Source organism: Kiloniella majae (assembly GCF_002118315.1).
GTDB classification, from domain to species: Bacteria; Pseudomonadota; Alphaproteobacteria; order Kiloniellales; family Kiloniellaceae; genus Kiloniella; species Kiloniella majae.
Map to the genome: position 1 here is coordinate 1,252,621 of NZ_MTSZ01000001.1, position 26,063 is coordinate 1,278,683.

Genomic DNA, 26,063 nt, shown 5'->3' on the forward strand with positions numbered 1-26,063 from the left:
TATGGATTATACTTCCAACGCCGAAACAGTCACAACGAATGACATCATGACCCCCGCCGTCATGATTGACGTAAAAATTGCTCAAGAGAATATTGAGAAACTGCAAGAGCATTGCAACCAATACAATATCTCGCTTCGCCCTCACATAAAAACACATAAATTACCATCTATGGCACACCGCCAAATTGAAGCAGGTGCAATCGGCATCACCTGCCAAAAAATAGGTGAAGCCGAAATTATGGCTGATGCAGGTATCAAAGATATCCTCATCACCTACAATATTATCGGGGATGAAAAGCTAGATAGATTGACCAAGCTTGCTCAAAGATGCACTTTATCCGTCGTAGCCGATAATGCCTATGTCATCGATGGATTGGCAAAAACCTTTGCCAAAAAAGAACATCCTCTGGAAGTCTTGATCGAATGCGATACCGGGGCAAATCGATGCGGCGTACAATCAGCAGCGGAAGCTCTTGATCTCGCGCGCATAATCCACAATGCAAGTGGCCTTGTACTTGGCGGATTAATGACCTATCCGCCGATGGGTGACCAGTGTCATGTGAACAACTGGCTGAAACGCACTCAAGATCTACTTATAGAGAATGGTCTTCCTTGTCCTAAAATAAGCAACGGTGGCACGCCGAACATGTGTCGTTCACAAGAAGTTTCCGTAGCAACAGAGCACAGATCAGGCACCTATATTTATAACGATAGGTCTCTCATTGAAGCCAATCTCTGTCGCATACAAGATTGCGCCCTGAGCGTCCGGGCAACGGTTGTCAGTCACCCAACAAAAGATCGCGCCATTATCGATGCCGGGTCAAAAATGCTAACATCCGATCTATTGGGCATGGAAGGTTTCGGCCTGATCAAAGAAGCACCAGATGTAGAGATCACCAGTCTGAGTGAAGAGCACGGCATTCTTGACCTTAAAAACAGCAAATGGTCCCCCAAAATCGGGGATCAAATTCACATCATCCCCAACCACGCCTGCGTCGTATCCAATATGGTCGATTATATTTATTTAATAGACGGCAATCACCTAGAAAAAACAGCCGTAAGTGCAAGGGGTTTAGTAACTTAAACCTGGCATCGATTAACGCTTTAACTCGCCATAACTTGAGGTAAGGGCACCGGCTCAAAACCAGCTTGCTCCAGCCTTTCTTTCACACATCGGGCGATGGCAACCGCCTCAGCAGTATCCCCGTGAACGCAAATGCTATGGATAGGCGTATCGATGCGCTTACCCGACGGCGTGATAATCTTACCCTCTTCCACAAAAGAGAGAATTTGATCCGCAGACTGCTCCGGGTCGTGTATCACAGCATGCGGCTCAGACCTTGGGGTCAAATTTCCGTTCTCATCGTAAGTTCTATCGGCAAAGATTTCGCCAGCTGTCGGCAGGCCAAGCTCAAGTCCAGCCTTGCAAAGACAGGACCCCGCTGTCGCCAACATAATAAGAGATGGATCAACTGCGGCAATGCCACGGGCGATAGCCAAAGACATATCCATATCAACAGCGGCCATATTGTTTAGTGCCCCATGAGGCTTCACATGCGTAACCTTGGTGCCTTGGCTCTTGGCCACAGCCATCAGGGCACCAATTTGATACACCATCATGGCTTCCAATTCAGGTAACGGCAAATGCATTTTACGACGCCCAAAGCCCTGTAAATCGGGGAAAGCAGGGTGCGCGCCAATGCTCACCCCTTTATCCTTGGCGGCACGAGTTACATCAGACATGACCAACGGGTCACCCGCATGGTACCCACAGGCAATGTTTGCGGACCCAATGATATCCAGCATCGCAGCATCATTGCCAATGGAATACATGCCGAAACCTTCGCCCATATCTGCATTCAAATTAATTTTTTTCATTTATGCCTCCCTCTAGATGTCCAGGAAAATGCCCGCTTAATCCAGCATCCACAACACCATCGATCAAATTCACTTCGTACAAGGCCTTTAGATCCATAACCCCTTCGCCAAAATAATCCTGAATAGAGGATATGGCCCGCTCCAGTTCTGATTTTCGGACTTTTCGAGCAGCTTGCGCTTCTTCAAGAGAAACCAGTTGAAAGCGAATTTCAGTCCCAGGCATTAACTGCCCAAGAAGCGGAAGGTCTGATGTAATAACAGCACCTATTTTCGGATATCCACCAATTGTCTGACAATCAACAAACAAAATAATCGGCTGCCCGCTGCCTGGCACCTGAATAGCCCCCGGCACGATCCCATCAGAAATAAGATCACTTCCTTTTTCTGGCAAAGGTTCTAATTCAGGCCCTTCCAACCGGATACCCATACGATCCACATCAGAGCTGACCTTGTAGTGCTCTCCTGTGAACTTTTCGATCACGTTCTTAGAAAAATAATCATCCTGCGGTCCAGCTAGCACACGGATTGTCTGTGTTGTTGTAGAAAAGGAATCTGCAACAATTTTTTCCAAACCATCTCGCGGCTGAGGCAGTCTGACCTTTATAGTATCACCAGCTTGCAAAGGAAGGCCGTTCACACCCCCCAATTTTGCCCGGGCATAGGTCGAATAGCTATCAAGAACCGGGACCAAATCAAAACCACCTTCAACGGTCAAATATCCCGTCGCACCATTTTTTAATGGATCAACACTCAGAACATCTCCCTCATCCAGGGTTACGGATTGCCAGGGCTTTATAGAGATACTATCGCCACTGTCGGCACGCTTGTGTTCAGCAGTAACGTCGCCAGCAAGACCAAGGCGCATCTTCCCACCTGCAGCAACTACCTTTGGTCCCAGAAAGCGAAATTCTATTGCGGCTTCAAAGGGGGCATTTCCCACCAACGCATTACCTAATTGCAAAGACTGCGAGTCCGCCGCACCACTTCTTGGCACACCAAATCCGGCATATCCTTGACGCCCTTCATCCTGAAGAGAAGCGAGTATACCCGGAGAAAGGATTTTTAAGATCGCAACCATCAGCTTTCTCCCTCGCGAGACAGAAAGCTCTGCGGAGCAATACGTTCCGCAGATAAATCAGCTTTGATATCGTTATATTCTTCTATCGTAACAGGCTTGAACTTCACCGAACCACCCGCCGAGAGTAAGCTTGGCTGCGTCCAGGTATTGTTAAAAAAGGGCACCGGGCATCGGGCAAGTAAATGCCATCCACCTGGACTTTCCCATGGATAAACAGCCGTTTGTTCATTCGCAATACCAACTGACCCCGCCGGGACTCTTACCCTCGGACTTGTTCTTCTGGGAAATTGTAACCTTGCATCGAGTTCCCCCATAAAGGCAAAGCCCGGTAAAAATCCAATCAAGAAAATATCGTAAGCTGTTGAAGAGTGAATATCGATGATCTCCGCCACCGAAAGTCCACTGCGCTGCGCCACCTCATCCAAATCAGGTGCAAATTCACCCTCGTAGCAAGCAGGTAAGATCCAAAGTTCTTTATTTACCCCTTTAGCATCCAGTGGCATCTGAGCCAGTACACTGACACGTTCTGTCACCTGATTATAATCAGCAAGATCCGGATTCAAGCACACCGTTAAAGAACGACTCGCCGAGATAATATCGAAAACGCCGGGCAACCGCCCCTCTTCGACTTCTTGTTCAATCGAGCCTCTCAAAGCACGAACAGAACGCGCACCAATAGCTCCCTTAAGCTTAGGAAATTCTATCGTAAAGGCGCTATCGCCTAGTGTAAGGACTCGGATATCCAATTTAGCTCTCTTTGAGTTTTTCGTTATTGAACTACAGCATTAGATACACATCAACTATAAATCGTTATTGTTTTATTGACTTTTTGTCAACAAAACGTCATCGTTAATTTATGCGTTAATGATGACACAAGTATTTTTGGCTCATTCATCGCGCTGTATTGCTCACATTCTTCCGATTCAACGAAAAGGATTGAGCCAAAAAGAACGTTTACGGCCACAAATATCGCTACGAATATTAGGGCCAACACATAGAAACCCCTGGGAGGTTTTAAAAAATGAAACTCTTACGTAACTTCACCGCTGGTGTTGCTGCCCTTACTATGGGCGGAATTGCCACTGTTTCTGCTGACACTTGGGATATGCCGACACCATACCCGGACAAAACATTTCACACAGCGAACATCATTGAATTTGCCAAAGATGTAGAAACAGCAACTAACGGTGACCTGAAAATCAAAATTCATTCCGCCGGATCACTTTTCAAACACCCTGAGATCAAAAATGCTGTTCGTAGTGGTCAGGTACCAATCGGCGAATTCTTCCTGTCCCGCCTATCGAATGAACATGCTGCATTTGGCGCAGACTCCCTTCCATTCCTCGCAACTAATTACGACGAGGCAGGAAAGCTCTGGTCTGCTCAGAAACCTGTGATCAGTACCCTACTCGACAAACAGGGCCTGATGCCACTTTTCTCTGTTCCATGGCCACCACAGGGACTTTACACCAAGAAGGAAATCAACACTGTTGATGACCTCAAAGGCCTCAAGTTCAGAGCTTACAACGCTACGCTCGAGAAGTTTGCCCAGCAAACAGGCGCAGCCCCGACACAAGTCGAAGTTCCCGACATCCCGCAAGCTTACGCAACCGGTCGTGTTGAAGCGATGATCACATCGCCTTCTACCGGCGCAAACAGTAAAGCCTGGGACTTTGTTTCTCACTACACACACATTCAAGCGTGGGTACCAAAAAACATTGTTGTGATTAACAAAAAATACTGGCGCAAGCTTGATGAAGTCACACAAAAGGCTGTTTTGGCCGCAGCAGAAAAAGCTGAAAAGCGTGGCTGGGCAATGAGCCAGGAAGAAACAGCAGCCAAAATCAAAATCATGCAAGACAACGGCGTGACAATTGTAAACCCGCCTGCAACTGAATTGATGACAGGCCTGAAAGAAGTCGGTGCCGGCATGCTTTCTGATTGGAAAGAATCTGCTGGAAGTGAAGGATCTGAAATCCTGACTTCATACGGCAAATAAATTCCCTGTTGGGCGGCTCATTCACCCTAATCACGTGATGAACCGCCCTTTTTTATTCCGGCTTTTTAGGTTTATTAGGCTAAATAAATGCCTCCAGGCTTATTCGTCACTCAAGGGTGTGTGCGACCATGAGACAGATACTCAATAAAATATATTCGATCAGCGGTTGGACGGCAGCTTTTTTTATTGTCGCGATTTGCCTCACGGTTATGGCACAGGTTTTCCTGAACCTGCTTGATCGACTCAGCAGTCTTATCACAGGCGAAGCAATTGGCCTGACAATCCCATCCTATGCTGAATTTACCGGTTTCTTTCTGACTGGCGCCTCATTCCTCGCCCTTGCTTACACCCTAAGAGATGGTAGCCACATCAGGGTATCACTGGTTCTACAGCACTTACCCCCTAAAGTCCGACACATTGTTGAAATATGGTGTTTGGGCGTTGCAGCTGCGATGGCTGTATATTTCGCGATCTACACAGGCTTTCAAGTACACGAAGCATACAAATATAACGACCTTTCGCCCGGCATGATAGCTATACCAATCTGGATACCTATGTTTCCCATGCTTGCCGGGTTAGCCATTCTCGCACTCGCTCTGATTGATGAACTGATTTGTGTCATCACAGGTGGCGAACCAAGTTACGAAGGCAAGGGTGAAAACTTGCTCGAACAAGATCATGCTGATCTTCACGCTGAATAAGAAGGGCAAGAACAATGTCAGAAATTTATTTAACCCTTCTTCTCTTGCTTACCCTGTTTGCCCTTTTGGGGTCCGGGGTCTGGGTTGCCTTCTCCCTGTTTGGTGTCGGCATCTTTGGTATGGCACTTTTCACAGATGCACCGGTTGGTGATGTACTTGCCACAACGGTTTGGGGCGCGAGCAATCATTGGGCATTGGCCGCCTTACCGCTGTTTATCTGGATGGGGGAAATCCTGTTTCGATCCCGACTGTCAGAAGACATGTTTAGCGGTCTTTCGCCATGGATGGGAAAAGTTCCCGGCAAACTTCTGCACGTGAACATTTTTGGCTGCGCAATTTTTGCCGCGGTTTCCGGTTCATCCGCTGCGACAGCAGCAACCATTGGCAAGATGTCAATTCCCGAGCTTTCCAAACGCAAGTATCCGGAAAGCATGATGATTGGCACCTTGGCTGGATCGGCCACCCTAGGCCTGCTTATTCCACCATCCATCATTCTGATTGTGTACGGCGTCGCAACAGAACAATCCATCGCCCGCCTTTTTATTGCTGGCGTTCTACCTGGCCTGCTTCTTGTCGGTCTTTTTGTTGGCTTTGTAATTATCTGGGCAATGATGAACAGGGATATTCTGCCTGATGTCATTGAAGAAATATCACTGGGTGAAAAACTGAGGCGTGCAAAAAACCTGCTCCCTGTCATCATTCTTATCAGCGGCGTTATTGGCTCCATTTACACAGGCATTGCTTCACCGACCGATGCCGCAGCCGTTGGCGTTGTTCTAGCCCTGCTCTTGTCCTGGCTTACAGGGGACCTGAACAAAACGACATTTTTCGAAGGCCTGATGGGCGCGACCAAAACATCCTGCATGATTGCTTTCATTCTGGCTGGCGCCGCCTTCCTTACCGTAGCCATGGGCTTTACAGGCATCCCCAAACTGCTTGCTGAATGGATTGGCGGCTTAGAACTAAGTCCCTATGCCCTCTTGGCGGCGCTGACCGTGTTTTTTATCGTACTCGGCTGTTTCCTGGACGGTATTAGTGTTGTCGTTCTGACCACATCAGTAATCATGCCAATGGTAGAGCAGGCAGGCATTGATCCACTCTGGTTTGGCATATACGTCGTCATCGTTGTCGAAATGTCACAGATCACACCACCTGTAGGTTTTAATCTCTTTGTTCTACAGGCTCTGACAGGGCGAAACATATTAACCGTTGCAAAAGCAGCTCTGCCATTCTTTGGCCTCTTGATACTGGCACTTGCTATTATCATTGCCGTACCAGAAATCGTGACCTATCTTCCGAACAATATGTAGGCAAGATAACCATGCCAACTGCGAGATAAACCGTTCTATTGATCAAAAGGTTCCAGTATGTCTGACAAACCCAAAACTCCGCGCCACATCGTTTCATCGGAACACCTGGCCAGTGATCAGGGATGGCAGATGAGCGAACTGGAATACGGATTGATCATCGCATTCAACGGATTTTCCCGCTGGATGGTACGCTGTATGAATGCTGCCGGACATCAGGACTTCAACCCACTTGATGTCTTGGTGCTTCACAACGTGAACCATCGTAACAGGGAAAAGCGACTGAATGATATCTGCTTCGTCCTTAACGTTGAAGATCCTCACACCGTGAACTATTCCCTTAAGAAACTCATCAAGGGCAAACTGGTCAAAGGCACAAAAAAAGGGAAAGAGATCTTCTATTCCACAACAGAAGAAGGATCCGAAGCATGCTCTGAGTACAGAAAAATCAGAGAACTTTGCCTGATAGATCCTGCCGTCGCGACCGACACCCGATTTGATGAAGTCGCTCATACCGCCCAAATTTTGCGCAGCATTTCCGGCCTTTACGATCAAGCCTCCAGAGCCGCCGCGTCTCTCTAATCCGACTCACCCCCAATCAAATCGTCCCAACAACATCTAAGCGCAAAGCCTCGCCAACTTGTAAAGTTTGCGAAATGATCCCACTTGTTTTAACGTGAATGAATAATAAGAGTGCGAAACAAACACCCTCAACAGAACAGAGTTCTGCACAAAAAACAAAAGGGATAGTGAAGCCGTAGGAATATACCAGTCAAAATGACAACGAAAACGGCACACTTAAAACGTCAGGAATAGAGCAACATCCAGAATACAGCCTTGTATTTTTTTGCGAGATGCTCTTGAGGCAACGAACATGGGATCGACAAGCAACCACGCGACACATGTGGAAAATACACTTGAAGCAAATGGCGCCGCCCAGAATGCTGTGGCAGCATCATGGCGCCGATCTAAACTTTTACACCACCTCTCCCCCGATTATACACGACCACCAGAACGCATATCTTCTTCGGAACTGAAACAGGCACGGGAAAAACTTGGCCCCCTGATTCACACCGCCGAGACAAGCCTTGATCGCCTTTATCTCGCGGTTGGGAATGCAGGTTGTTGCGTTATTCTTGCTGATGCAAGTGGTATCGCGGTTGATCGAAGGGGAGCGGCTAGTGACGACAGAACCTATGATAATTGGGGCCTTTGCACTGGCGCGTTATGGAGCGAAGAAAGCGAAGGCACGAATGGTATTGGCACCTGCATCGTTGAAAAACGCCCCCTGACCATCCATAAGGATCAACACTTCCACAGTAAAAATATCAGTCTGTCCTGTAGCGCAGCCCCTATCTTTGATCATGAAGGTCACTTGCTGGCCGCCATCGATGTCTCCTCCAGCCGCGCAGACTTAACACCAGACTTTGCAAAAATTATCTCTTTCTCTGTTATCGATGCCGCCCGGCAAATTGAATCTGAGTATTTCCGGCAAACATATCACAAAGCCGATATCGTTCTTGCCAGTCCCCCTAACGGACAACCCGGGGCATCACCCAACCTGCAAACGGCTCTGTTAGCAGTTGATCAAGACGGACTTGTTATTGGCGCTTCACGAGGAGCACGCCGCCTCTACGGGCTTGATAATGGTCCAATTAAAGAACCTATTCTGCTTGCGGATCTACGCGGAAGAGAAGTTAATCACGCCAAAGAATATGAATTGGCTGAGCGACGGGTTATTCTTCAGGCACTCGCCCATACAGGAGGCAATGTTTCTGCGGCAGCCAACGCCATGGGCATAAGCCGGGCAACATTGCACCGAAAGATCAAATTCCTGAATTTGGCCCTCTAAGCCTCAACCAACAAGCGTTCTCCTACGAAGACCGCACAGACACCTCGTACTTCTTTAGAAGCCTCCGGAGTTGATGGTAACTCAGCGACAAGGCTTGCGCCGCATCAGTTTGGTTAAATTGATACCGCTCAAGAGTTTGCGTAAGAATCCCTCGCTCAAAATCTGCAACAGCTTCGGCAAAGTCATCAATGGCAACACTCTCGATCTCAACAGCTTCTTCCTTTTTCCTTTTTCCGCCTCCAAATCGCCAAGGACTATCAAAGGGATCTATATATATCTCATCAATTGCTGTCTCAGTGACAGGCAATCTACAAATCGTTCGCTCAACAGCGTTTTTAAGCTCTCTGACATTGCCCGGCCAGGCATAGTCAATAAGCTGCTTCTTCGCTCTTGCTGAGAATCCGGGGAAAAGATCACGCCCAACCTCCCGCGTAACTTCTAACGCAAAATGATGCGCCAGCGTCAGAATATCCCGGGGCCTCACACGTAAAGGCGGCAGAGTGAGAACATCAAAGGCCAATCGGTCTAACAAGTCCGCCCGAAAAGTACCCTCAGCAGCAAGTGCGGGCAAATCAACGTTCGCCGCCCCAATAACCCGCACATCCACATGAAGCGTTTCACTCCCACCAACCCGCTCAAATTCTCCATACTCAATAACCCGAAGAACTTTCTCCTGAACCGCACTGGATGCCGTCGCAATCTCATCCAGTATAAGTGTCCCGCCATCAGCACGCTCGAACCGCCCGATATGCGTCCGTTGCGCCCCTGTAAAAGCACCTCGTTCATGCCCAAACAACTCACTCTCCAACAAACTATCCGTTAAAGCAGCGCAGTTAATTTTGACCAAAGGACCATCCCAGCGTCGGGACAGATAGTGCAGGCGGGATGTAAACAACTCTTTGCCGGTTCCCCGCTCTCCAACCACAAGACATGGCTTATCGATCAAGGCAAGTTGGGACGCCTTTTCAACCACATCCAAAAAATGAGGGTCTTCCCCGATAATATTAACAAGAGCATCCATATTTATTAGCTATATTAGTTATCTATTTTCGCTAATAAATATCGTTATTTAAGGGTAAATTTTCAAGCTTATTCTCTAACACACTGTTTTAAAACAAAACTTAAAGTTGGCACACCTCATGCAATCTATCGAAGTATTCTTACTCCTCGAAAGGAAATTGTTATGAGTATCTTTTCCCGTCTGACCGACATTGTTAATTCCAACATCAATTCTCTGTTGGACCGTGCGGAAGAACCGGAAAAAATGGCCCGCCTTATGATTCAGGAAATGGAAGACACCTTGATCGAGGTACGCTCATCTTCTGTAAAGGCAATTGCCGACAAAAAAGACATTGAGAAAAAGCTTACTGCCCTAGAAACATCCAAGACTGAGTGGGCAAACAAAGCTGAATTCGCGCTTTCAAAAGGACGTGACGATCTTGCCAAAGGCGCCCTTCTAGCCAAAAGAAAAATTGAAGAGCAAATGGATGCCCTTCAAACTGAACTGGGCTACATAGAAGAAAGCCTTGCAAAATCCAGCGACGATCTTTCAAAACTTCAGGCAAAACTAGACGAAGCTAAAGCCAAGAAGAAGTCGATGGAAATTCGTTTAAATACAGCTGAAAAAAGAGTAAAACTTCGTAAGACAACTTACGATGGCCGCGTTGATGACGCCCTGGCTCGTTACGACAATCTGGAGCGCAAAATTACAGAACTGGACGCGGAAGCTGATTCATACGACCTTGGTCGGACAAAAACGCTGAACGACGAGTTTTCGGAACTGGAAGCGGAAGCAGAAATCGCTGATGAACTTGCGGCATTAAAGGCAAAAATGTCAAAGTCCAAGAAATAATGCCCCTAGCCTGCAACGGTCCAGAGCGGCCGGGATTTAGAACAAACAGATTTTGAACTGAGAAAGAAATTAAACAATGAGCTTCGCTGTAGCTTTCTTCGTCCCCTTGGTAGTGTTTTTATCTATCGTTGCCCCGCTCTGGATCATTTTCCATTATATAACAAAGTGGAAAACGATGAAAAAACAAGATCTGGGAAATGGTATGGTAGCTGTCCCCAAAGAAGAGCTTTTAAAGATGCGCAACGTAGCGAGGAAGCTGGCCGATCGAGTTACCACACTCGAAAAAGTGCTGGAACAGGATTAAAGTCAAACCTTCCTCTACACCAACGCCACCTGCACCAAAGCTAATCAGCGACCAGAAGAGAACGGGATTATTCACATGCACAATCAGAGAAAAAAACCAGGCTGTCACAGTTATCAGGCCTACCACCATCAGGGTCCTGTCAAACGGGTAACTCGCGCCATTGCAGATCGCTTTGGCGTGCCGAGAAAGCTTGTTTTGGCCGCCTTTATTATTGGTCTTTTTATAAACTTTGTCCTGACGTTAATCGTTTTTTTTCTCTCCCTCTACTGGGTAAATAATCCAGGTCGTCTGGAGGGAAAATTCAACAAAATGGCGCACAAAGCAAAAAACTGGGCGAGCGGCAACAATACAGGAAAATACCAAACACAATACGCCTATGCTGGCGCTGAACAAGCACCCTCCCCTCAAGATAGCAGAGACGACAATCTGGATTTTTCCGAGCTTTGCCGAGAGTTTGAAGACCTGGAACGCCGAACAGCAGACATGGAAAAACATGTTTCTTCTGAAGAATACAAACTCAACAAAGAGTTTCAAAAGATGAAGAAGGACGACACATAAAGCCTTCTGCTGACCAAGTATATACCTAGTAAATTTACCAGTGTAACTGCGCCCTTTAGAGCCCCCCGCCCTAAAGGGCGCTTTCCGTTTTATTCACGACAATGAAATCAAGCTGCCTGATCCAAAGCGCGTCCCAAAGCAACAACAAGCGTCAGCGCCAGGGTCATGCTGGCAGAAAGCGACCGGAAGGCATGCACTTCAACTTCCTCCACCTCCAAACAGACATCTGAATGCTGCGCAAGGGGGCTTAAAATGCCATCACTGATCGAGACGACAGGTATATCTTTACTTTTTGTTTCCTTGACCAGTTGGACGACTTCAGCGGCATAGCTTTTGAAACTGATCGCCAACAACACATCCCCCGGACGGATAGAACGCGCCTGCTCAAAGAACATGCCCCCGTTACCATCTATGAGCACACAGCGCTTATCCAACTGCGCTAGAGCATAGGACAAATAGCTTGCAATCGGGAAAGATCGCCTTTGCGCCGTCAGGTAGATAACATCTGCATCAACCAAGGCCTCAACTGCCTGTTCCAACTTTTCAGGGTTAAGTACCTCACGCAGGTTATTCAACGCTGCGATGCCACCATCAATAAAATCATCAAGCACAACGCTCGAGCTATTGGATTGGCACGAATCATCCCTGCCTAACGAGCGGATACGTTCTTTATAGTTAGAGCCATTCTCGACAAGGTGCGAACGAAAAACTTTCTGCATTTCGCTAAAGCCCGAGTACCCAAAAGCTTTGGCAAAGCGGATAAGACTTGAAGGTTGAACTCCTGCACGCTCTGCAATTTCAGAAACCGTTTCCAGCGCCATATCGTTCGGATTGTCCAGCGCATATTCTGCGATCTGCTTCAAACGCTTGCTAAGCTCATCATGGCGGGATGCCAATTCATCCCGCAAGGCATCATAGGTACTGGGAGCAATCATCAAATAGCCTTTCATTTTTTCCATTCTTCATACCAGACTGACACACAAATGGAATATAAATTCTATAAAAGGAATAAATGATAATAATTTAAATCAATGCACACGTTTGCTCAAAATTTGAAAACCATGTAAATAAAGACGCTTATGACCAAATCAGGATCCGGTATGAAAAAACAAAATGTCACCTCTGCTGATGTTGCCAGGCTGGCCGGAGTGTCCCGTTCTACAGTTTCACGTTGCTTCAAATCAGACAGTCGAATATCGGATGTCACTCGCAAGCGCGTCATAGAAATCGCAGATCAACTGGGATATCAAGTCAACAAACTTGCGCGCTCAATGAGCACCAAAGAAAGTGATTTGGTTGGATTGGTTTCATCAGGATTACACGATCCATTTGCCGTTATCCTTGTGGACAAGCTGATTTCAACTCTCCAGAAAATGGGCCTGCATCCCATTCTATTGGACGCGTCCAACGAAAAACAGCTTGATATCTCCATAAAAAAGCTCGCCCAATATCAAGTCAAAAGCATTGTTATTACATCCGGCAGCCCTTCGTCTTCTATTGGTGCCAAATTTATAAACCGGGACATACCTGTCATCTTGTTAAACAGGGCTGGACAACTGGACCAGGCAAACCTGATCAATTGCGACAATCAAAAAGGTGCAATGTTAGCGGCACAGGCCCTCATAGATGCCGGCCATACGAAACTTGCCTTTATCAACAGTAGCTTCAGTACTTTCAGTGGCGTATCCAGGCGTGATTTTTTTGAACAAACACTTGCTCTAAAAGCAAGTGCAGGCGACGTAACTCTCGAAAAAATAAACGTCGAAGAAACAGGATATCAAGCAGGATATAAAGCCGCCCTTAAAACACTGTCTCAACAAGATCATGCAACTGGATTTTTCTGTGCGACAGACAATATCGCCTTTGGCTTTATGGATGCCGCACGCTACGAAATGGGCAAGAAAATTCCTGATGATGTGTCGGTAATCGGGTTTGATGACCTGCCTCTTTCCGCTCGCCCAACTTACGACTTAACTACAATTAAACAATGCCCCAACAACCTGGCAAAAGCTGTCGCAGAGTGTATCAATGGCATCGACACCACTTCCGAACGCATACGCAAAATAATTCCTGTGTCCTTAATCAAAAGAAAAACAATTGCAGCTCCGCCCTACCAACAATTATGAGTACATCTCTTCCTTAAAGGATTGAAATTAATATCCTTCAACAAATTTAATTTTAGAAAATAAATTCCAATAATAAATTTATTGAAATTTTTCTTTCATTTATTTTTTCTGCCTCTTATCATCATAACAAGAGCAAGGATTCTAAACGGAATTTTTTAGCCAAATTGTGCAAACGTGTGCACAATTTAATTCAAGAGGAACAACCTCAAAAGAAACGACCAAAAAGGGAGGTCACAGGGATGACAAAAAAAAATATCGCATTTGGGTTCGCTGTTGCGACACTTTGCGCTGTATCAGCAGTTTCAGCACAAGCAAAAGAGAAACTAAACGTCCTTTGCGCAGCCGACGAAGAATGGTGCAATCTCATGAAATCAACGTTCGAAAAAGAGTCCGGCGTTGATGTTTCTATGGTACGCAAAAGCTCTGGCGAAATTTTCGCCCACATCAAGGCAGAAGCAAGAAACCCCAAGGTTGATGTATGGTGGGGCGGGACTGGCGATCCTCATCTGCAAGCTGCGGCAGAAGACTTAACAACGCCCTACAAATCAGAACAGATTGATAGCCTTCTTGAATGGGCTCAAAATCAGGCAAAACAAGGGGACTACAAAACGGTCGGGATCTATGCTGGCGCTCTTGGTATTGGTTACAACGAAGAACTCTTGAAAGAAAAAGGCCTTCCTGTACCTAAATGCTGGGCCGATCTAACAAACCCTGCCTATAAAGGTGAGGTCCAAATGGCCAACCCGAATTCTTCGGGTACTGCTTACACAACACTGGCAACTGTTGTGCAGCTTTTTGGCGAAGAAAAAGGATTTGAATTTCTGGCCGGACTTCATTCAAACATAAACCAATATACAAAGTCAGGTTCCGCGCCTATCAAAGCCTCTGCCCGCGGGGAAACCACACTGGCCGTGACCTTCATGCACGACATGGTGAAGCAGGTTAAAAAAGGCTTCCCGATCAAGGTTGTAGCTCCCTGCGAAGGTACCGGGTATGAAGTCGGATCCATGAGCATCATCAAAGGTGCCCGTAATCTGGACAACGCCAAAAAGTTCGCAGAATTCGCACTTCGCCCGGACGTACAGTCTTTGGCTGAAAAGGCTAAAGCCTACCAGGTCCCTTCCAATTCAGGATCCTCCGTTCCAGAAGGAGCACCAAAGCTCACAGAGATCAAATTGATCAACTATGACTTTGCCACCTACGGTTCCAGCGAAACCAGAAAACGTCTTCTAAAGCGCTGGGATGACGAAATTAAATCTCTGCCACGCTAATCTATAAGCGTCATTCGAGATAAAGAGGGAAGATACGTGCGTACATCTTTTTTTCCATGGCTTATTATGGGGTGGATCGGCTTTGCCATCCTTCCCTGGTATGCGCTTGAAGATGGCTTCTGGGCCTTTGAATGGCTTATTGACGGTTATCCGTTTGATAGTGATTATGCTCCGGCACTTCTTCAAATCTTTCAGGATAAAGAGTGGTTATTACCACTTCTCTTCCCTCTTCTTTTTCCCCTATGCGTTTTCAACAGGGTTAAAAGCGACCCTAAATACGCCTCAACCCTGGTCATATCCGGCGGGTTTGGCCTCGCCTACATACTTGGGCAAGGATTTAGCGTTGGGATCAGTGGCTGGGAGTTCAGCACACTGGAAAGCCTGTTTGGCCCCCTTGAGACACGTCAGTTTGGCATGGGCTATGGGGCGCTTCTCACATCAGGGGCATTTCTCATTCTCCTGACCACCGGTCTCGCCGCAGCAGGGAATTTGCGAGGTGACGTTTTCGTAACCTCAGCTATTGGGATTGTTGTTGCCCTCGTCGCGACCTTTGTCTTCTTGCCAGTTGGAAAAATTCTGGTTTCAGCCTTTATAAATGATGAAGGTCTTTATGCCCTTAGTACTTTTACCAACAATTTTTTCACCAAAAAGATTTGGGGGATTGACTGCCTAAGTACCAGCGTCTCTTGCGGTGTTGGACTAAACTCCTTCTTTCTCGCAATTCTAACTGCAACCTCCACCACATTACTGGGACTTGGCTTTGCATTGGTTGCAACCAGAACTGATTTTCGTTGGAAGAAATCCCTCAGGGTGCTCACCATCCTGCCCATCATCACACCGCCCTTTGTCATTGGCCTCGCCCTCATTCTTCTCTTGGGGCGTTCAGGAACCATCACTCAATTTGTTGCGGATCTCCTAAACATTGAAGCCGGGCGTTGGCTTTATGGCCTTCCTGGTATCTGGCTGGCTCAAACGCTCTCTTTTACCCCCATAGCCTTTCTGGTTCTAATTGGTGTTGTCGAAGGCGTCAGCCCTTCGATGGAAGAGGCCTCACAGACACTTGGCGCCAGCCGATGGCACACCTTCAAACAGGTATCCCTGCCCTTGATGCGCCCAGGTATCGCCAATGCTTTTTTGATTGGCTTCATCGAAAGTATGGCTGATTTTGGCAATCCCATGGTGCTCGGCGGAAACTATGATGTTTTGTCGACAGAGATCTTTTTTGCCATCGTCGGCGCCCAAAATGATCAAAGCATGGCCGCCGTTCTGGCGATCACACTCTTAATGTTCACGCTCAGCGCCTTCTTTGCACAACGTATATGGCTTGGGAAAAAATCCTACACCACAGTTGCAGGCAAAGCAGATTCAGGTATCCACGCCGGGATGAACCCGTTACTGCGTCGAATTTGCATGTGTGTCACTATTCCCTGGGCACTATTTACAATTGTTATTTACGGAACAGTTCTCTTTGGCGGCTTTGTTGTGAATTGGGGACGCAACAACAGCTTTACCCTGCAACATTACGCAGAAGGTTTCGGCATTGGATGGAGTGAAGGAAATCTGGTGTGGGAAGGGGCTGCGTGGGATTCCTTCTGGACGACGATAACAATTTCAGCAATCGCGGCGCCTCTTACCGCTGCACTCGGCCTATTAACAGCTTACTTGCTGGTACGGCAGAAATTCGGCGGAAAAAATATCTTCGAGTTCGGCACGATGTTGAGCTTTGCAATTCCCGGAACAGTTATCGGGGTTAGCTATATTCTTGCCTTCAATGTTCCCCCCTTTGAGTTAACTGGCACTGCAGCCATTCTTGTCCTTTGCTTTATGTTCAGGAATATGCCTGTCGGTGTACGTGGTGGGATCGCCGCGATGAGCCAGCTTGATAAAAGTCTGGATGAAGCTTCTCTCACACTTGGGGCAAACAGCTTTACAACATTGCGTAAAGTTATCCTGCCCCTGTTACGTCCAGCAATTGTTGCTGCACTGGTCTACAGCTTTGTTCGCGCAATCACATCAGTCAGCGCCGTAATCTTCCTCGTCAGTGCAGATCACAACATGGCAACATCCTATATAATTGGCCTTGTAGAAAATGGCGAATATGGTATCGCCATTGCCTATTCCTCTGTCCTGATTTTTGTAATGCTAAGTGCGATCCTGATCGTTCAAAAGGTTATTGGCGAGAGAAAGCTACGCAGAACAAACAGGTTAACCTCTCAATCCGATACAACAAAATCATCAACAAATTCTGCCCCTATGGAGAAACAAGCATGAGTCTGCAGCTTCAAGCAGGGTCCGTAACCTTCGAAAACGTTACCAAAAATTATGGTGCGGTCACCGCAATTGACGATGTCTCTTTCTCGATTGAGCCAGGTCACCTTGTTACCCTTTTGGGGCCAAGTGGATGTGGAAAAACCACCACTCTTCGGATGATTGCCGGACTGGAACATGCTTCTTCCGGACGGATACTGATTGGCGGGAAAGACGTTACAAGTCTTCCCGCCACGGATCGCGACGTCAGTATGGTTTTCCAATCCTATGCTCTTTTTCCCCACATGACAGTGGGCGAAAATGTCGCTTACGGATTGAGCGTTAGCGGGCTAAAGACATCAGAAGCTACAGAACGCGCAGAAGAAGGCTTGGCTCTTGTTGGCCTTGCCGGATATGCATCTCGCTTACCAAGTGAGCTTTCCGGCGGCCAACAACAAAGGGTTGCTGTCGCACGTGCACTGGTTTTGGAGCCAGAAGTTCTTTTGCTTGATGAACCCCTATCAAATCTGGATGCTAAACTGCGCCGTAAAGTCCGCGAAGAGATAAGAGATCTTCAGCAAAACCTTGGTTTGACCGCAGTATATGTAACGCATGACCAGGAAGAAGCATTGGCAGTTTCCGACCGTATCATTGTCATGAACAGGTCAGTAATTGCTCAAGAAGGTACACCACGAGAGCTATATGAAGCACCCGCCTCTGCTTTTATTGCTGACTTTATCGGTGATGCAAATCTGGTGACCGGTGAAGTAATCAATATCACTCAAGAAACGGCAAAAATACGCATAGAAAACGTTGAATACGACCTCCCCAGCAGAGGAATGGGCAATGGCACAACACAAATAGCCGTACGCCCGGATTCAATTTTGCTTGAGCCTGCCTCTACAAATCAAATTGGTATCAAAGGAAACATCACACATTCGACTTATTTGGGTAATCAAATTCACTATTCTGTTGATAGCCCGTTGGGTGAACTGTTTGTGGTCGATTATCGCATTGAAAATGCCATTAAGGCTGGCAGTGATATTTCCATGACCTTTGCCACCAGGGGCATGGCTCTTATTGCACCATAAATTAACAAAACAAAACGCCCATGAGACAACCAGCACCTAAGGACTTTATTGTGTTTCTCAATTACCAGGATCTCAGCCCAGAAGATAAGAACAACATTGATCAAAGATTTTTTCACGGCCAGGAAATGATTAAAAAGGCCGGGGAAATTGCCTTGGACTATTTTAATCGCCGCGACGAACTTATTATTGAAACCAAGACAGATCCTCAGGATGTGGTCAGTATTGCAGATCAAAACGTTGAAAAGATAATTCGGGACTTAACACGTGAAAAGTTTCCGAATGATGGTTATCTAGGCGAAGAACACGGACAGGAAAAAGGCTCCAATGATTATCTGTGGGTCATTGATCCCATCGACGGCACGGCCTGTTTTCTGACAGGTATGTATGCCTGGTGCATTTCAGTAGCCCTGATGAAGGGAGATAAGATTGTTGCCGGTTTTGTTTATGATCCTAATACAGACGAGCTATTCTCTGCCCTGAGCGGAAACGGCACGCACCTGAATAATCAAACTGTTCAAACACAGGACATCACTTCAGTTACGCAAGGCGTCATGGGTATCGGGACATCCCACCGCATTCCCCCATCAGAACTTCTGCCGTTTCTCGACAGTTTGCTTTCAGCAGGCGGCATGTTTATCCGGAATGGCTCTTGCGCCTTGATGATGTCATATGTCGCTTCTGGCCGATTGATCGGTTACTACGAGCCCCACATCAATCCTTGGGACTGTCTCGCGGGCATTATCCTGATCAAAGAGGCCGGAGGATGGTCATCGCCATTTCTTGAAAATGACGGACTGAGCAAAGGCAACCCTATTCTCTCATCCGCAAGCGGCGTTGCCTCAGATCTTCAAAAGATGACAGGGCTTGCATAGTTTAACCACTATTAGAGCTCAACAAAAAAACAGAGGACGCGAATTGCGCCCTCTGTTTTTGTATTTGCTCTCGTTCCTGAGATCAGACGAGTGAAACAGGGGCACCCGTTTTAAGGGACTCTGTTGCTGCATCAGCCAAGGCCTGAGCCATAAGACCATCGTAACCACTTGGCGAAGGCTTGGCACCTTGTTCTACAACGTCGATAAAGGCATTGAGCTCGTCACGGTATGCAGCCATGTAGCGTTCCAGGAAAAAATGCTGAACGGGATCTGCCTTAAACCCAGCAGACGTTGCTACTTCCACAGTAGTTTCGTGGACATTTCCTGCTCGAAGCATACCTTTTGATCCATGAACTTCGATGCGCTGGTCGTAGCCATAGGTTGCCCGACGCGAATTGGATATCTGGCAAACCTTGCCGCTTGCAGTCTTTAAGACAGCAAGCGCGGTATCCACATCACCAGCATCACCGATCGCGGGATCAACCAGCGCCGAACCAGTGGCATAGACAGAGACAGGTTCTTCGCCCAGAAGGAAGCGTGCCATATCAAGATCATGAATCATCATGTCCCTGAACAATCCACCGGATCGTTCAATATAAGAAACAGGGGGCGGCGAAGGATCTCTGGATTGAATCGTAACGATTTCAACATCCCCAATTTCCCCCTCAGACAACCGCCGCTGTAACGATGCAAAGCTAGGATCAAAACGACGATTAAAACCAATCATCAATGATTGCTTACACCCTTCAACAACCTCAAGACAGGAGCGAATTCTGTCCGCATCCATATCCACAGGCTTTTCACAAAAAACCGCTTTGCCTGCACGCGCCCCTGCTTCAATAAAATCAGCATGAGTATCCGTTGAAGATGCGACAAAAACTGCCTGAACATCGTCTCGGGCCAGCATATCTTCAACCGAAGAAACCACGGCTCCTGTTTTTGCGGCTAATGATTCTGCAGCCTCAGCAAAGGCATCAGAGACAGTAACCAGATGTGCCCGACTATTTGCCACAATATTATCTGCGTGGAGCTGTCCAATCCGGCCAGCACCAATTAATCCAAACCCAACCAAAAGAACCTCCAAAGGAACACATATTCTGAATTGACTTAAATATAGAATATGTGTTTCATTATCACAAGAAGAAGATACGACATATTCAATACACCAAACGCAAAATTGAACATTGACCTCTTATATGCAAACAACGCAACGGCAAACAGAGCCGCGCGTTACAAAAAGGTCTAACAAGTCATAGAGCAGTAAGAAGAAACGACAAAAACCATGACAAAACAATACGATCTTGACGTTATCACCGTTGGACGGGCTTCGGTTGACCTTTACGGCCAGCAAATTGGCGGTCGCCTGGAGGATATGGCAAGCTTTGCGAAGTCTGTCGGCGGATGCCCGGCCAATATCGCAATTGGTACGTCTAGATTGGGATTGCAGTCCGGCTTCATCACACGGGTCGGCGACGAACAGATGGGACGTTATATCCGAGAGCAAATGGCCCGTGAAGCCGTCGCCACAGATGGTATTATCACTGACAAAAATCGATTGACCGCATTGGTGCTGTTAGGCGTAAAGGATGATGACACCTTTCCCTTGATTTTCTACCGAGAAAACTGTGCCGATATGGCTCTGTGCGAAGAAGACATTGATCCTGCGTTCATTCAGAGATCGCAATCGGTTCTCATCAGTGGCACACATTTGTCCAAACCCAATGTTCTCGCTGCAAGCCAAAAGGCTGTATCAATTGCAAAGGCAGCAGGCCGTAAAGTTATTCTCGATATTGATTACCGCCCCAACCTATGGGGGTTGGCTGGTCATGAAGCAGGTGAAGAGCGTTTCATAAAATCGGATCTCGTGACAAAACACCTTCAGTCTGTTCTCGCTAATTGTGATCTTATTGTGGGAACTGAAGAAGAAGTTCATATCGCGGGCGGCACGGAAAACACACTCGAAGCCTTAGAGGTGATTCGTTCTTTTTCTAACGCTGTTATTGTTCTCAAACGTGGCCCCATGGGCTGCGTCGTCTATCCGGATGCCATACCGACAAATCTGGAAGAAGGCATCACAGGTCCTGGCTTCCCCGTTGAGGTTTATAATGTCTTAGGGGCTGGCGATGCGTTTATGTCCGGTTTTTTAAGGGGATGGCTCAAAGATGAAAGCTTTGAGACCTGTGCAAAATGGGCAAATGCCTGTGGTGCTTTTGCCGTTTCACGCCTGCTTTGCTCGCCAGAAATCCCAACATGGGACGAACTGCAATACTTCCTTAAGGTAGGCAGCAAACATCGTGCTTTACGCAAAGATCAGGATATCAATCACATCCACTGGGCAACAACTCGACGCCCAGCAGACACAAGCCTAATGGCTTTTGCCATTGACCATAGATCTCAGCTAGAAGATATGGCAGATCGTGCAGGCGTATCTCGCGATCACATCTCTTATCTCAAACAACTCGCGGTACAAGCCGCCAGTAATGTCGCGCAGGGACGGCCGAACTATGGCATGCTTCTGGATAGCACCTATGGTGTAAAGGCCATGTTTGATGCCGCAAAAAAACCCTTGTGGATTGGACGACCTGTCGAGTTACCAGGTTCACGTCCTTTGGATTTTGATCAAATCAAAGACTTGGGGTCACATTTGAGCGAGTGGCCCGTTGACCATGTTGTGAAATGTCTATGCTTTTACCACCCAGATGACGAACAAAGCCTTAGGGAACAACAGGAGAAATCCCTTCTAAGACTTCATGAAGCAGCCCGTAACGTTGGTCGAGAGCTTCTTATCGAAATCATTGCAGGAAAAAATGGCCCTCTTGATGATGAGACGATATCAACAGTTATGAGCAGGTTTTATGATCTGGGCATCAAACCCGATTGGTGGAAACTGGAACCACAAACCAGTACCGTTGCATGGCAAAATATCAGCCGTGTAATCGAAGGAAATGATCCCTATTGTCGAGGCATCGTCCTGTTGGGCTTAGAAGCCCCTGAAGACGAACTCAAAGAAGCTTTTGCCTCTGCGATATCTTCCCCTTGGGTCAAAGGCTTCGCGGTTGGGCGCACAATCTTTGCCGCAGCAGCAAATGCATGGTTAAAGGGCGAGATTGATGACAAAGCCGCAATTGCAGATATGGAAAATAAATTCCGTCGCTTGACAGATGCGTGGGTAGAAGTTGAAACAGCAACACGCTCTTCATGAGCACAAGGGCTCATATACAACAAAATCTATAAAAACGAAGTGTGTCATACTTTGTTTTTATAGCTGAATAAAAATCTGCGTGGACCGGATTAAAACAGATGAAGACAATACGATTAACAATGGCGCAGGCTATTGCAAATTTTTTAAGCGCTCAGAAAATTGAGATCGACAATAAAATCGAACCAATCTTTGGTGGTGTATGGGCTATCTTTGGGCACGGCAATGTCGCCGGTATGGGTGAAGCCCTTTACCAGGTTCGGGATAAGCTGCCGACCTACCGAGCGCACAACGAACAAGGGATGGCGCACGCAGCAACTGCTTATGCCAAATCATCCCAGCGTCAACGCATGATGGCCTGCACAACCTCTATTGGTCCCGGTGCCACAAACATGGTTACCGCCGCAGCACTGGCCCACGTCAATCGTCTGCCGCTATTACTGCTACCCGGTGATGTTTTTGCCAACCGAAATCCCGACCCCGTACTTCAACAAATCGAAAATTTTGGTGATGGCACGATTTCCGCAAACGATTGTTTCAAACCCGTATCCAGATACTTTGATCGCATCACACGCCCGGAACAAATTATCCCGGCTCTTAACAGAGCTATGAATGTTCTGACAGATCCAGCAGATTGCGGCCCGGTAACCCTGTCCCTTTGTCAGGATACTCAAGCAGAAGCCTACGATTACCCGGAGAGCTTTTTTGAAGAAAAGATCTGGCATATTCGCCGTCCTGCCGCTGATCCCAAAGAATTAGAAGTTGCTCTCGCGGCCTTAAAAGAGGCCCAAAAACCTCTCATTATTGCAGGGGGTGGTATTCACTATTCACAAGCGAGTGACACACTTCAATCCTTTGCAAAGAAGCACAATATCCCGGTCACAGAAACACAGGGAGGCAAATCAGCTTTGCCTCACGATCATCCTTTGAACATGGGAGCAATTGGTGTAACGGGAACCTCTGCAGCAAACAAACTAGCTGAAGAAGCCGACCTTATCCTTGCCGTGGGGACAAGACTTCAGGACTTCACAACGGGATCCTGGGCGCTCTTTAAAAACCCTGACCGACGTTTCATCGGTATCAACGTGCAAAATTTCGATGCAACCAAACATCGTTCCCTGCCTTTGGTCGGTGATGCACAAAGCACCTTACAACAACTGAGTGCCAAACTAGAGGGATGGACAGCGCCAAGTAAATGGTCAGCCTTGGGGCAAGACGCTTATCAAAACTGGGTAAATGCCGCCAATAAAGTTACGGCCTCAACACCAGATCTTTACCCATCTGATGCGCAAGTCATCGGCGCAGTTCAACGTCAATCAAGCAAGGACAGTATTGTTGTCTGCGCAGCAGGTGGATTGCCGGGTGAGCTTCATAAGCTATGGCAAGCCTCAATGCCCGGGAGTTACCACGTAGAATACGGCTATTCCTGTATGGGGTATGAGATCGCAGGTGGTCTTGGTGTCAAGATCGCCACCCCGGACAAGGAAGTCGTGGTCATGGTTGGCGACGGCTCTTACCTGATGATGAACTCGGAAATCGCCACCTCTGTTCTTCTTGGACAAAGATTGACGATTGTCGTTCTTGATAACCGAGGATACGGGTGCATCAATCGCCTGCAACGTGGTACGGGAAATCCGTCCTTCAATAACCTGCTGGAACATACAAATCATCAATCCCTACCGGACATCGATTTTAAAACTCACGCGGAAAGCCTGGGAGCCATCGCATCAAAAGTTGGCACAATTGATGAGCTGGAAACAGCGTTAGAACAAGCCCAAAGCAATGACAAAACTACCGTCATTGTAATCGATACTGACCCCCTGACATCAACCGAAGCCGGCGGACACTGGTGGGATGTCGCTGTTCCGGAAGTATCATCAGACAAAAATGTAAATTCTGCGCGTGAGAACTATGAGACCGCGCTCAAGCAACAACGTATCGGAGATTAAATTTATGACCATTCGTATTGGTGCCAATCCTATTGGCTGGTCAAACGATGATATGACTGAACTGGGTGGACACATTCCGCTCGAACAATGTCTTCGAGAAGCACAGGAAGCCGGTTTCGTTGGCATGGAACTTGGCAATAAATTTCCGCGCAAAAGCGCAACATTAAAGGCCACGCTTGCTGAATACGGGCACAGCCTTGTATCCGGCTGGTATTCTTCTGAATTGTTAATCCGCAGTGTCGAAGATGAACTTATGAACCTGCGCCCTCACCTTGATCTTCTTAAAGGGTGTGACGCAAATGTTCTGGTTTTTGCCGAGACATCAAATGCTATTCACGGCGATATCGACACTCCCCTCTCCAAACGACCTATCCTACAAGATGAAGATTGGGTCGAATTTGGAAAACGCGTTACAGAGGTTGGCGATGCAACCTTGGCTGAAGGTGTTCGCCTTGTGTATCACCACCACATGGGCACAATCGTGCAGTCTGAAGAAGACATTCACAACTTTATGCACGTTACCGGTCCATCGGTACATTTACTTCTGGATACAGGGCATGCAACCTGGGGCGGCGCAGCCCCTGCAGTACTTGCTGCGCGCTACAAGAACCGGATCAGTCATGTGCACACGAAAGACGTGCGTCCCGAAATTATGAAAAAAGCTGCTGATGAGAATATGAGCTTCCTGGAGGCCGTCATTGCCGGTGTCTATACAGTCCCTGGCGATGGCATGATTGACTTTGCAAAAACTTTAAAAGAACTCCGGGGATATCAAGGCTGGGTTGTTGTTGAGGCTGAGCAGTACTCAGATAAGATTTCAGCACTTTCATTTGCCAAACTGGGTTATGCTAATTTGGTTGGCTATCTGCAAGAAGCAGGTTTGCTTGAAGAAACAGCGTGAAACCTGATACACCCATGATCAAATTTAGGCGCCCAAACTTAACAGTACGAGAAATTAGATGAGCCACTTACTTGTAAAACCATCAGCACCGGATCAAAACGGCAAGGTGATCGAAATCACCCCCGATAGTGCTGGTTGGGAATATGTTGGCTTTAACGTACACAAGCTTGCAAAAGATCAAACCCTATCGGAACAGGCAACTAACCGAGAAACCTGTCTCGTTTTTGTGTCTGGCAAAGGAAAAGTCAGTGTCGATGATCAGGATTTTGGTTCTCTCGGTGAACGCATGTCCCCTTTCGAAGGAGATCCTTGGTCCGTTTATATCCCAGGGGGATGCACATGGTCTTTAATCGCAGAGACTGATGTAGAATTGGCAGTTTGCTCTGCCCCCGTAACATCAAATCCTGAGGAACGTTTAAAACCGCGTGTTATCTCGCCAGAACAAGCAAGCAGGGAAACCCGCGGGGAAGGAACGAATGTTCGCCATGTAGCCAACATTCTACCAGAGACCGCCCCCGCGGACAGCTTGCTTGTCGTTGAGGTCATAACACCCGGTGGACACTGGTCTTCCTACCCCCCTCACAAGCACGATCAGGATGCGCTGCCAAATGAATCATTGCTGGAAGAAACCTATTACCATCGTCTCAATCCTTCACAGGGTTTTGCCTTCCAGCGTGTCTACACAGATGACAGATCATTGGATGAAACCTTTGCCGTAGAAGATGGTAATGTGGTTTTAGTACCGGAAGGCTATCACCCTTGCGGCGCACCTCATGGTTACGATCTCTATTATCTCAATGTAATGGCCGGCCCCAAACGTGTCTGGAAATTCCATAACGACCCGGCTCATGAATGGATGCTGGAATCATAGGAATTTA

The 26,063-nt window shown here is 47.3% G+C and carries 24 protein-coding genes; 18 read left to right on the forward strand and 6 right to left on the reverse strand.

Annotation, left to right across the window (positions count from 1 at the left end; translation table 11 throughout):
- The first annotated feature begins 1 nt into the window (after position 1).
- The gene (locus BKB51_RS05890; protein WP_198946645.1) at positions 2-1,084 is read left to right on the forward strand and encodes a D-TA family PLP-dependent enzyme; all 1,083 of its coding nucleotides are present in this window, start codon (positions 2-4) and stop codon (positions 1,082-1,084) included.
- Between the two features lie 20 nt (positions 1,085-1,104).
- Here the strand turns inward: BKB51_RS05890 and BKB51_RS05895 are convergent, their stop codons facing one another.
- From BKB51_RS05895 to pxpB, 3 genes are read right to left on the reverse strand one after another with little or no spacing between them, the layout of a single operon-like run.
- A complete protein-coding gene (locus BKB51_RS05895; protein WP_085900120.1) occupies positions 1,105-1,878 on the reverse strand; it encodes a LamB/YcsF family protein in 774 nt (257 codons plus the stop codon).
- On the reverse strand, positions 1,865-2,956 hold the full coding sequence (locus BKB51_RS05900) for a 5-oxoprolinase subunit C family protein (RefSeq protein WP_085900121.1): 1,092 nt from the start codon (positions 2,954-2,956) through the stop codon (positions 1,865-1,867). Before BKB51_RS05900 ends, BKB51_RS05895 begins: the two co-directional genes overlap by 14 nt.
- Positions 2,956-3,702, reverse strand: coding sequence for a 5-oxoprolinase subunit PxpB (pxpB, locus tag BKB51_RS05905; protein WP_158090159.1), 747 nt, complete (start codon positions 3,700-3,702; stop codon positions 2,956-2,958). Before pxpB ends, BKB51_RS05900 begins: the two co-directional genes overlap by 1 nt.
- A 275-nt stretch (positions 3,703-3,977) precedes the next feature.
- Between pxpB and BKB51_RS05910 the strand changes: the two genes are divergently transcribed.
- The 5 genes from BKB51_RS05910 to BKB51_RS05930 all read left to right on the forward strand — a co-directional run bounded on the left by BKB51_RS05910 (position 3,978) and on the right by BKB51_RS05930 (position 8,815).
- Positions 3,978-4,955: a TRAP transporter substrate-binding protein gene (locus BKB51_RS05910; protein WP_085900123.1), complete on the forward strand. Its 978-nt coding sequence runs from the start codon at positions 3,978-3,980 to the stop codon at positions 4,953-4,955.
- Between the two features lie 128 nt (positions 4,956-5,083).
- A complete protein-coding gene (locus BKB51_RS05915) occupies positions 5,084-5,656 on the forward strand; it encodes a TRAP transporter small permease (protein WP_085900124.1) in 573 nt (190 codons plus the stop codon).
- A 14-nt stretch (positions 5,657-5,670) separates the two neighbouring features.
- Positions 5,671-6,966 carry a TRAP transporter large permease gene (locus BKB51_RS05920; RefSeq protein WP_085900125.1) on the forward strand — a complete coding sequence of 432 codons (1,296 nt, stop codon included), beginning with the start codon at positions 5,671-5,673 and terminating at the stop codon, positions 6,964-6,966.
- Between the two features lie 57 nt (positions 6,967-7,023).
- Entirely contained in the window at positions 7,024-7,545 is a 522-nt protein-coding gene (locus BKB51_RS05925; RefSeq protein WP_085900126.1) for a winged helix DNA-binding protein, read from the forward strand.
- Between the two features lie 292 nt (positions 7,546-7,837).
- The gene (locus tag BKB51_RS05930; RefSeq protein WP_085900245.1) at positions 7,838-8,815 is read left to right on the forward strand and encodes a helix-turn-helix domain-containing protein; all 978 of its coding nucleotides are present in this window, start codon (positions 7,838-7,840) and stop codon (positions 8,813-8,815) included.
- Between the two features lie 22 nt (positions 8,816-8,837).
- Here the strand turns inward: BKB51_RS05930 and pspF are convergent, their stop codons facing one another.
- Complete coding sequence (gene pspF / locus BKB51_RS05935) at positions 8,838-9,836, reverse strand: phage shock protein operon transcriptional activator (RefSeq protein WP_085900127.1); 999 nt, start codon at positions 9,834-9,836, stop codon at positions 8,838-8,840.
- Positions 9,837-9,998: 162 nt separating this feature from the next.
- On the opposite strand from pspF, the gene pspA reads away from it, so the two are divergent.
- The 3 genes from pspA (at position 9,999) to BKB51_RS05950 (ending at position 11,529) form a co-directional block, all read left to right on the forward strand.
- A complete protein-coding gene (gene pspA, locus BKB51_RS05940; RefSeq protein WP_085900128.1) occupies positions 9,999-10,667 on the forward strand; it encodes a phage shock protein PspA in 669 nt (222 codons plus the stop codon).
- A 76-nt stretch (positions 10,668-10,743) separates the two neighbouring features.
- Positions 10,744-10,971, forward strand: coding sequence for a hypothetical protein (locus tag BKB51_RS05945; protein ID WP_085900129.1), 228 nt, complete (start codon positions 10,744-10,746; stop codon positions 10,969-10,971).
- Between the two features lie 75 nt (positions 10,972-11,046).
- Positions 11,047-11,529: a hypothetical protein gene (locus BKB51_RS05950; RefSeq protein ID WP_085900130.1), complete on the forward strand. Its 483-nt coding sequence runs from the start codon at positions 11,047-11,049 to the stop codon at positions 11,527-11,529.
- Positions 11,530-11,636: 107 nt separating this feature from the next.
- On the opposite strand, the gene BKB51_RS05955 is transcribed toward BKB51_RS05950, so the two are convergent.
- Complete coding sequence (locus BKB51_RS05955) at positions 11,637-12,488, reverse strand: MurR/RpiR family transcriptional regulator (RefSeq protein ID WP_198946646.1); 852 nt, start codon at positions 12,486-12,488, stop codon at positions 11,637-11,639.
- Between the two features lie 141 nt (positions 12,489-12,629).
- On the opposite strand from BKB51_RS05955, the gene BKB51_RS05960 reads away from it, so the two are divergent.
- The 5 genes from BKB51_RS05960 to BKB51_RS05980 all read left to right on the forward strand — a co-directional run bounded on the left by BKB51_RS05960 (position 12,630) and on the right by BKB51_RS05980 (position 19,136).
- Positions 12,630-13,655, forward strand: a complete 1,026-nt coding sequence (locus tag BKB51_RS05960) for a LacI family DNA-binding transcriptional regulator (protein WP_158090160.1) — start codon at positions 12,630-12,632, stop codon at positions 13,653-13,655.
- A 239-nt stretch (positions 13,656-13,894) separates the two neighbouring features.
- The gene (locus BKB51_RS05965; RefSeq protein ID WP_085900132.1) at positions 13,895-14,926 is read left to right on the forward strand and encodes an ABC transporter substrate-binding protein; all 1,032 of its coding nucleotides are present in this window, start codon (positions 13,895-13,897) and stop codon (positions 14,924-14,926) included.
- A gap of 36 nt (positions 14,927-14,962) precedes the next feature.
- Positions 14,963-17,197 carry an ABC transporter permease gene (locus BKB51_RS05970; protein WP_245813221.1) on the forward strand — a complete coding sequence of 745 codons (2,235 nt, stop codon included), beginning with the start codon at positions 14,963-14,965 and terminating at the stop codon, positions 17,195-17,197.
- Positions 17,194-18,264, forward strand: a complete 1,071-nt coding sequence (locus BKB51_RS05975) for an ABC transporter ATP-binding protein (protein ID WP_085900133.1) — start codon at positions 17,194-17,196, stop codon at positions 18,262-18,264. Before BKB51_RS05970 ends, BKB51_RS05975 begins: the two co-directional genes overlap by 4 nt.
- Before the next feature lie 50 nt (positions 18,265-18,314).
- Positions 18,315-19,136, forward strand: coding sequence for an inositol monophosphatase family protein (locus tag BKB51_RS05980; protein ID WP_085900134.1), 822 nt, complete (start codon positions 18,315-18,317; stop codon positions 19,134-19,136).
- Between the two features lie 82 nt (positions 19,137-19,218).
- Here BKB51_RS05980 and iolG read toward each other — a convergent pair whose 3' ends face one another.
- Complete coding sequence (gene iolG / locus BKB51_RS05985; RefSeq protein WP_085900248.1) at positions 19,219-20,208, reverse strand: inositol 2-dehydrogenase; 990 nt, start codon at positions 20,206-20,208, stop codon at positions 19,219-19,221.
- Positions 20,209-20,418: 210 nt separating this feature from the next.
- Here iolG and BKB51_RS05990 point away from each other — a divergent pair, with 210 nt between their 5' ends.
- The 4 genes from BKB51_RS05990 (at position 20,419) to iolB (ending at position 26,056) form a co-directional block, all read left to right on the forward strand.
- On the forward strand, positions 20,419-22,338 hold the full coding sequence (locus BKB51_RS05990) for a bifunctional 5-dehydro-2-deoxygluconokinase/5-dehydro-2-deoxyphosphogluconate aldolase (RefSeq protein ID WP_085900135.1): 1,920 nt from the start codon (positions 20,419-20,421) through the stop codon (positions 22,336-22,338).
- A gap of 98 nt (positions 22,339-22,436) precedes the next feature.
- Positions 22,437-24,284 carry a 3D-(3,5/4)-trihydroxycyclohexane-1,2-dione acylhydrolase (decyclizing) gene (iolD, locus tag BKB51_RS05995; protein WP_085900136.1) on the forward strand — a complete coding sequence of 616 codons (1,848 nt, stop codon included), beginning with the start codon at positions 22,437-22,439 and terminating at the stop codon, positions 24,282-24,284.
- 4 nt (positions 24,285-24,288) lie between these two features.
- A complete protein-coding gene (gene iolE / locus BKB51_RS06000; RefSeq protein WP_085900137.1) occupies positions 24,289-25,185 on the forward strand; it encodes a myo-inosose-2 dehydratase in 897 nt (298 codons plus the stop codon).
- Between the two features lie 58 nt (positions 25,186-25,243).
- A complete protein-coding gene (iolB, locus tag BKB51_RS06005) occupies positions 25,244-26,056 on the forward strand; it encodes a 5-deoxy-glucuronate isomerase (protein ID WP_085900138.1) in 813 nt (270 codons plus the stop codon).
- Positions 26,057-26,063: the final 7 nt, after the last annotated feature.

Excerpts from the sequence above, each read along its gene's own strand:
- BKB51_RS05965 (WP_085900132.1), top strand. The coding sequence starts at position 13,895 with ATGACAAAAAAAAATATCGCATTTGGGTTCGCTGTTGCGACACTTTGC.
- BKB51_RS05910 (WP_085900123.1), top strand. The coding sequence starts at position 3,978 with ATGAAACTCTTACGTAACTTCACCGCTGGTGTTGCTGCCCTTACTATG.
- pspA (WP_085900128.1), top strand. The coding sequence starts at position 9,999 with ATGAGTATCTTTTCCCGTCTGACCGACATTGTTAATTCCAACATCAAT.
- iolB (WP_085900138.1), top strand. The coding sequence starts at position 25,244 with ATGAGCCACTTACTTGTAAAACCATCAGCACCGGATCAAAACGGCAAG.
- BKB51_RS05895 (WP_085900120.1), bottom strand. The coding sequence starts at position 1,878 with ATGAAAAAAATTAATTTGAATGCAGATATGGGCGAAGGTTTCGGCATG.
- BKB51_RS05950 (WP_085900130.1), top strand. The coding sequence starts at position 11,047 with ATGCACAATCAGAGAAAAAAACCAGGCTGTCACAGTTATCAGGCCTAC.
- BKB51_RS05890 (WP_198946645.1), top strand. The coding sequence starts at position 2 with ATGGATTATACTTCCAACGCCGAAACAGTCACAACGAATGACATCATG.
- BKB51_RS05920 (WP_085900125.1), top strand. The coding sequence starts at position 5,671 with ATGTCAGAAATTTATTTAACCCTTCTTCTCTTGCTTACCCTGTTTGCC.
- BKB51_RS05925 (WP_085900126.1), top strand. The coding sequence starts at position 7,024 with ATGTCTGACAAACCCAAAACTCCGCGCCACATCGTTTCATCGGAACAC.
- BKB51_RS05990 (WP_085900135.1), top strand. The coding sequence starts at position 20,419 with ATGACAAAACAATACGATCTTGACGTTATCACCGTTGGACGGGCTTCG.
- iolD (WP_085900136.1), top strand. The coding sequence starts at position 22,437 with ATGAAGACAATACGATTAACAATGGCGCAGGCTATTGCAAATTTTTTA.
- BKB51_RS05915 (WP_085900124.1), top strand. The coding sequence starts at position 5,084 with ATGAGACAGATACTCAATAAAATATATTCGATCAGCGGTTGGACGGCA.
- BKB51_RS05955 (WP_198946646.1), bottom strand. The coding sequence starts at position 12,488 with ATGGAAAAAATGAAAGGCTATTTGATGATTGCTCCCAGTACCTATGAT.
- BKB51_RS05900 (WP_085900121.1), bottom strand. The coding sequence starts at position 2,956 with ATGGTTGCGATCTTAAAAATCCTTTCTCCGGGTATACTCGCTTCTCTT.
- BKB51_RS05945 (WP_085900129.1), top strand. The coding sequence starts at position 10,744 with ATGAGCTTCGCTGTAGCTTTCTTCGTCCCCTTGGTAGTGTTTTTATCT.
- iolE (WP_085900137.1), top strand. The coding sequence starts at position 24,289 with ATGACCATTCGTATTGGTGCCAATCCTATTGGCTGGTCAAACGATGAT.
- BKB51_RS05960 (WP_158090160.1), top strand. The coding sequence starts at position 12,630 with ATGAAAAAACAAAATGTCACCTCTGCTGATGTTGCCAGGCTGGCCGGA.
- pspF (WP_085900127.1), bottom strand. The coding sequence starts at position 9,836 with ATGGATGCTCTTGTTAATATTATCGGGGAAGACCCTCATTTTTTGGAT.
- BKB51_RS05930 (WP_085900245.1), top strand. The coding sequence starts at position 7,838 with ATGGGATCGACAAGCAACCACGCGACACATGTGGAAAATACACTTGAA.
- BKB51_RS05975 (WP_085900133.1), top strand. The coding sequence starts at position 17,194 with ATGAGTCTGCAGCTTCAAGCAGGGTCCGTAACCTTCGAAAACGTTACC.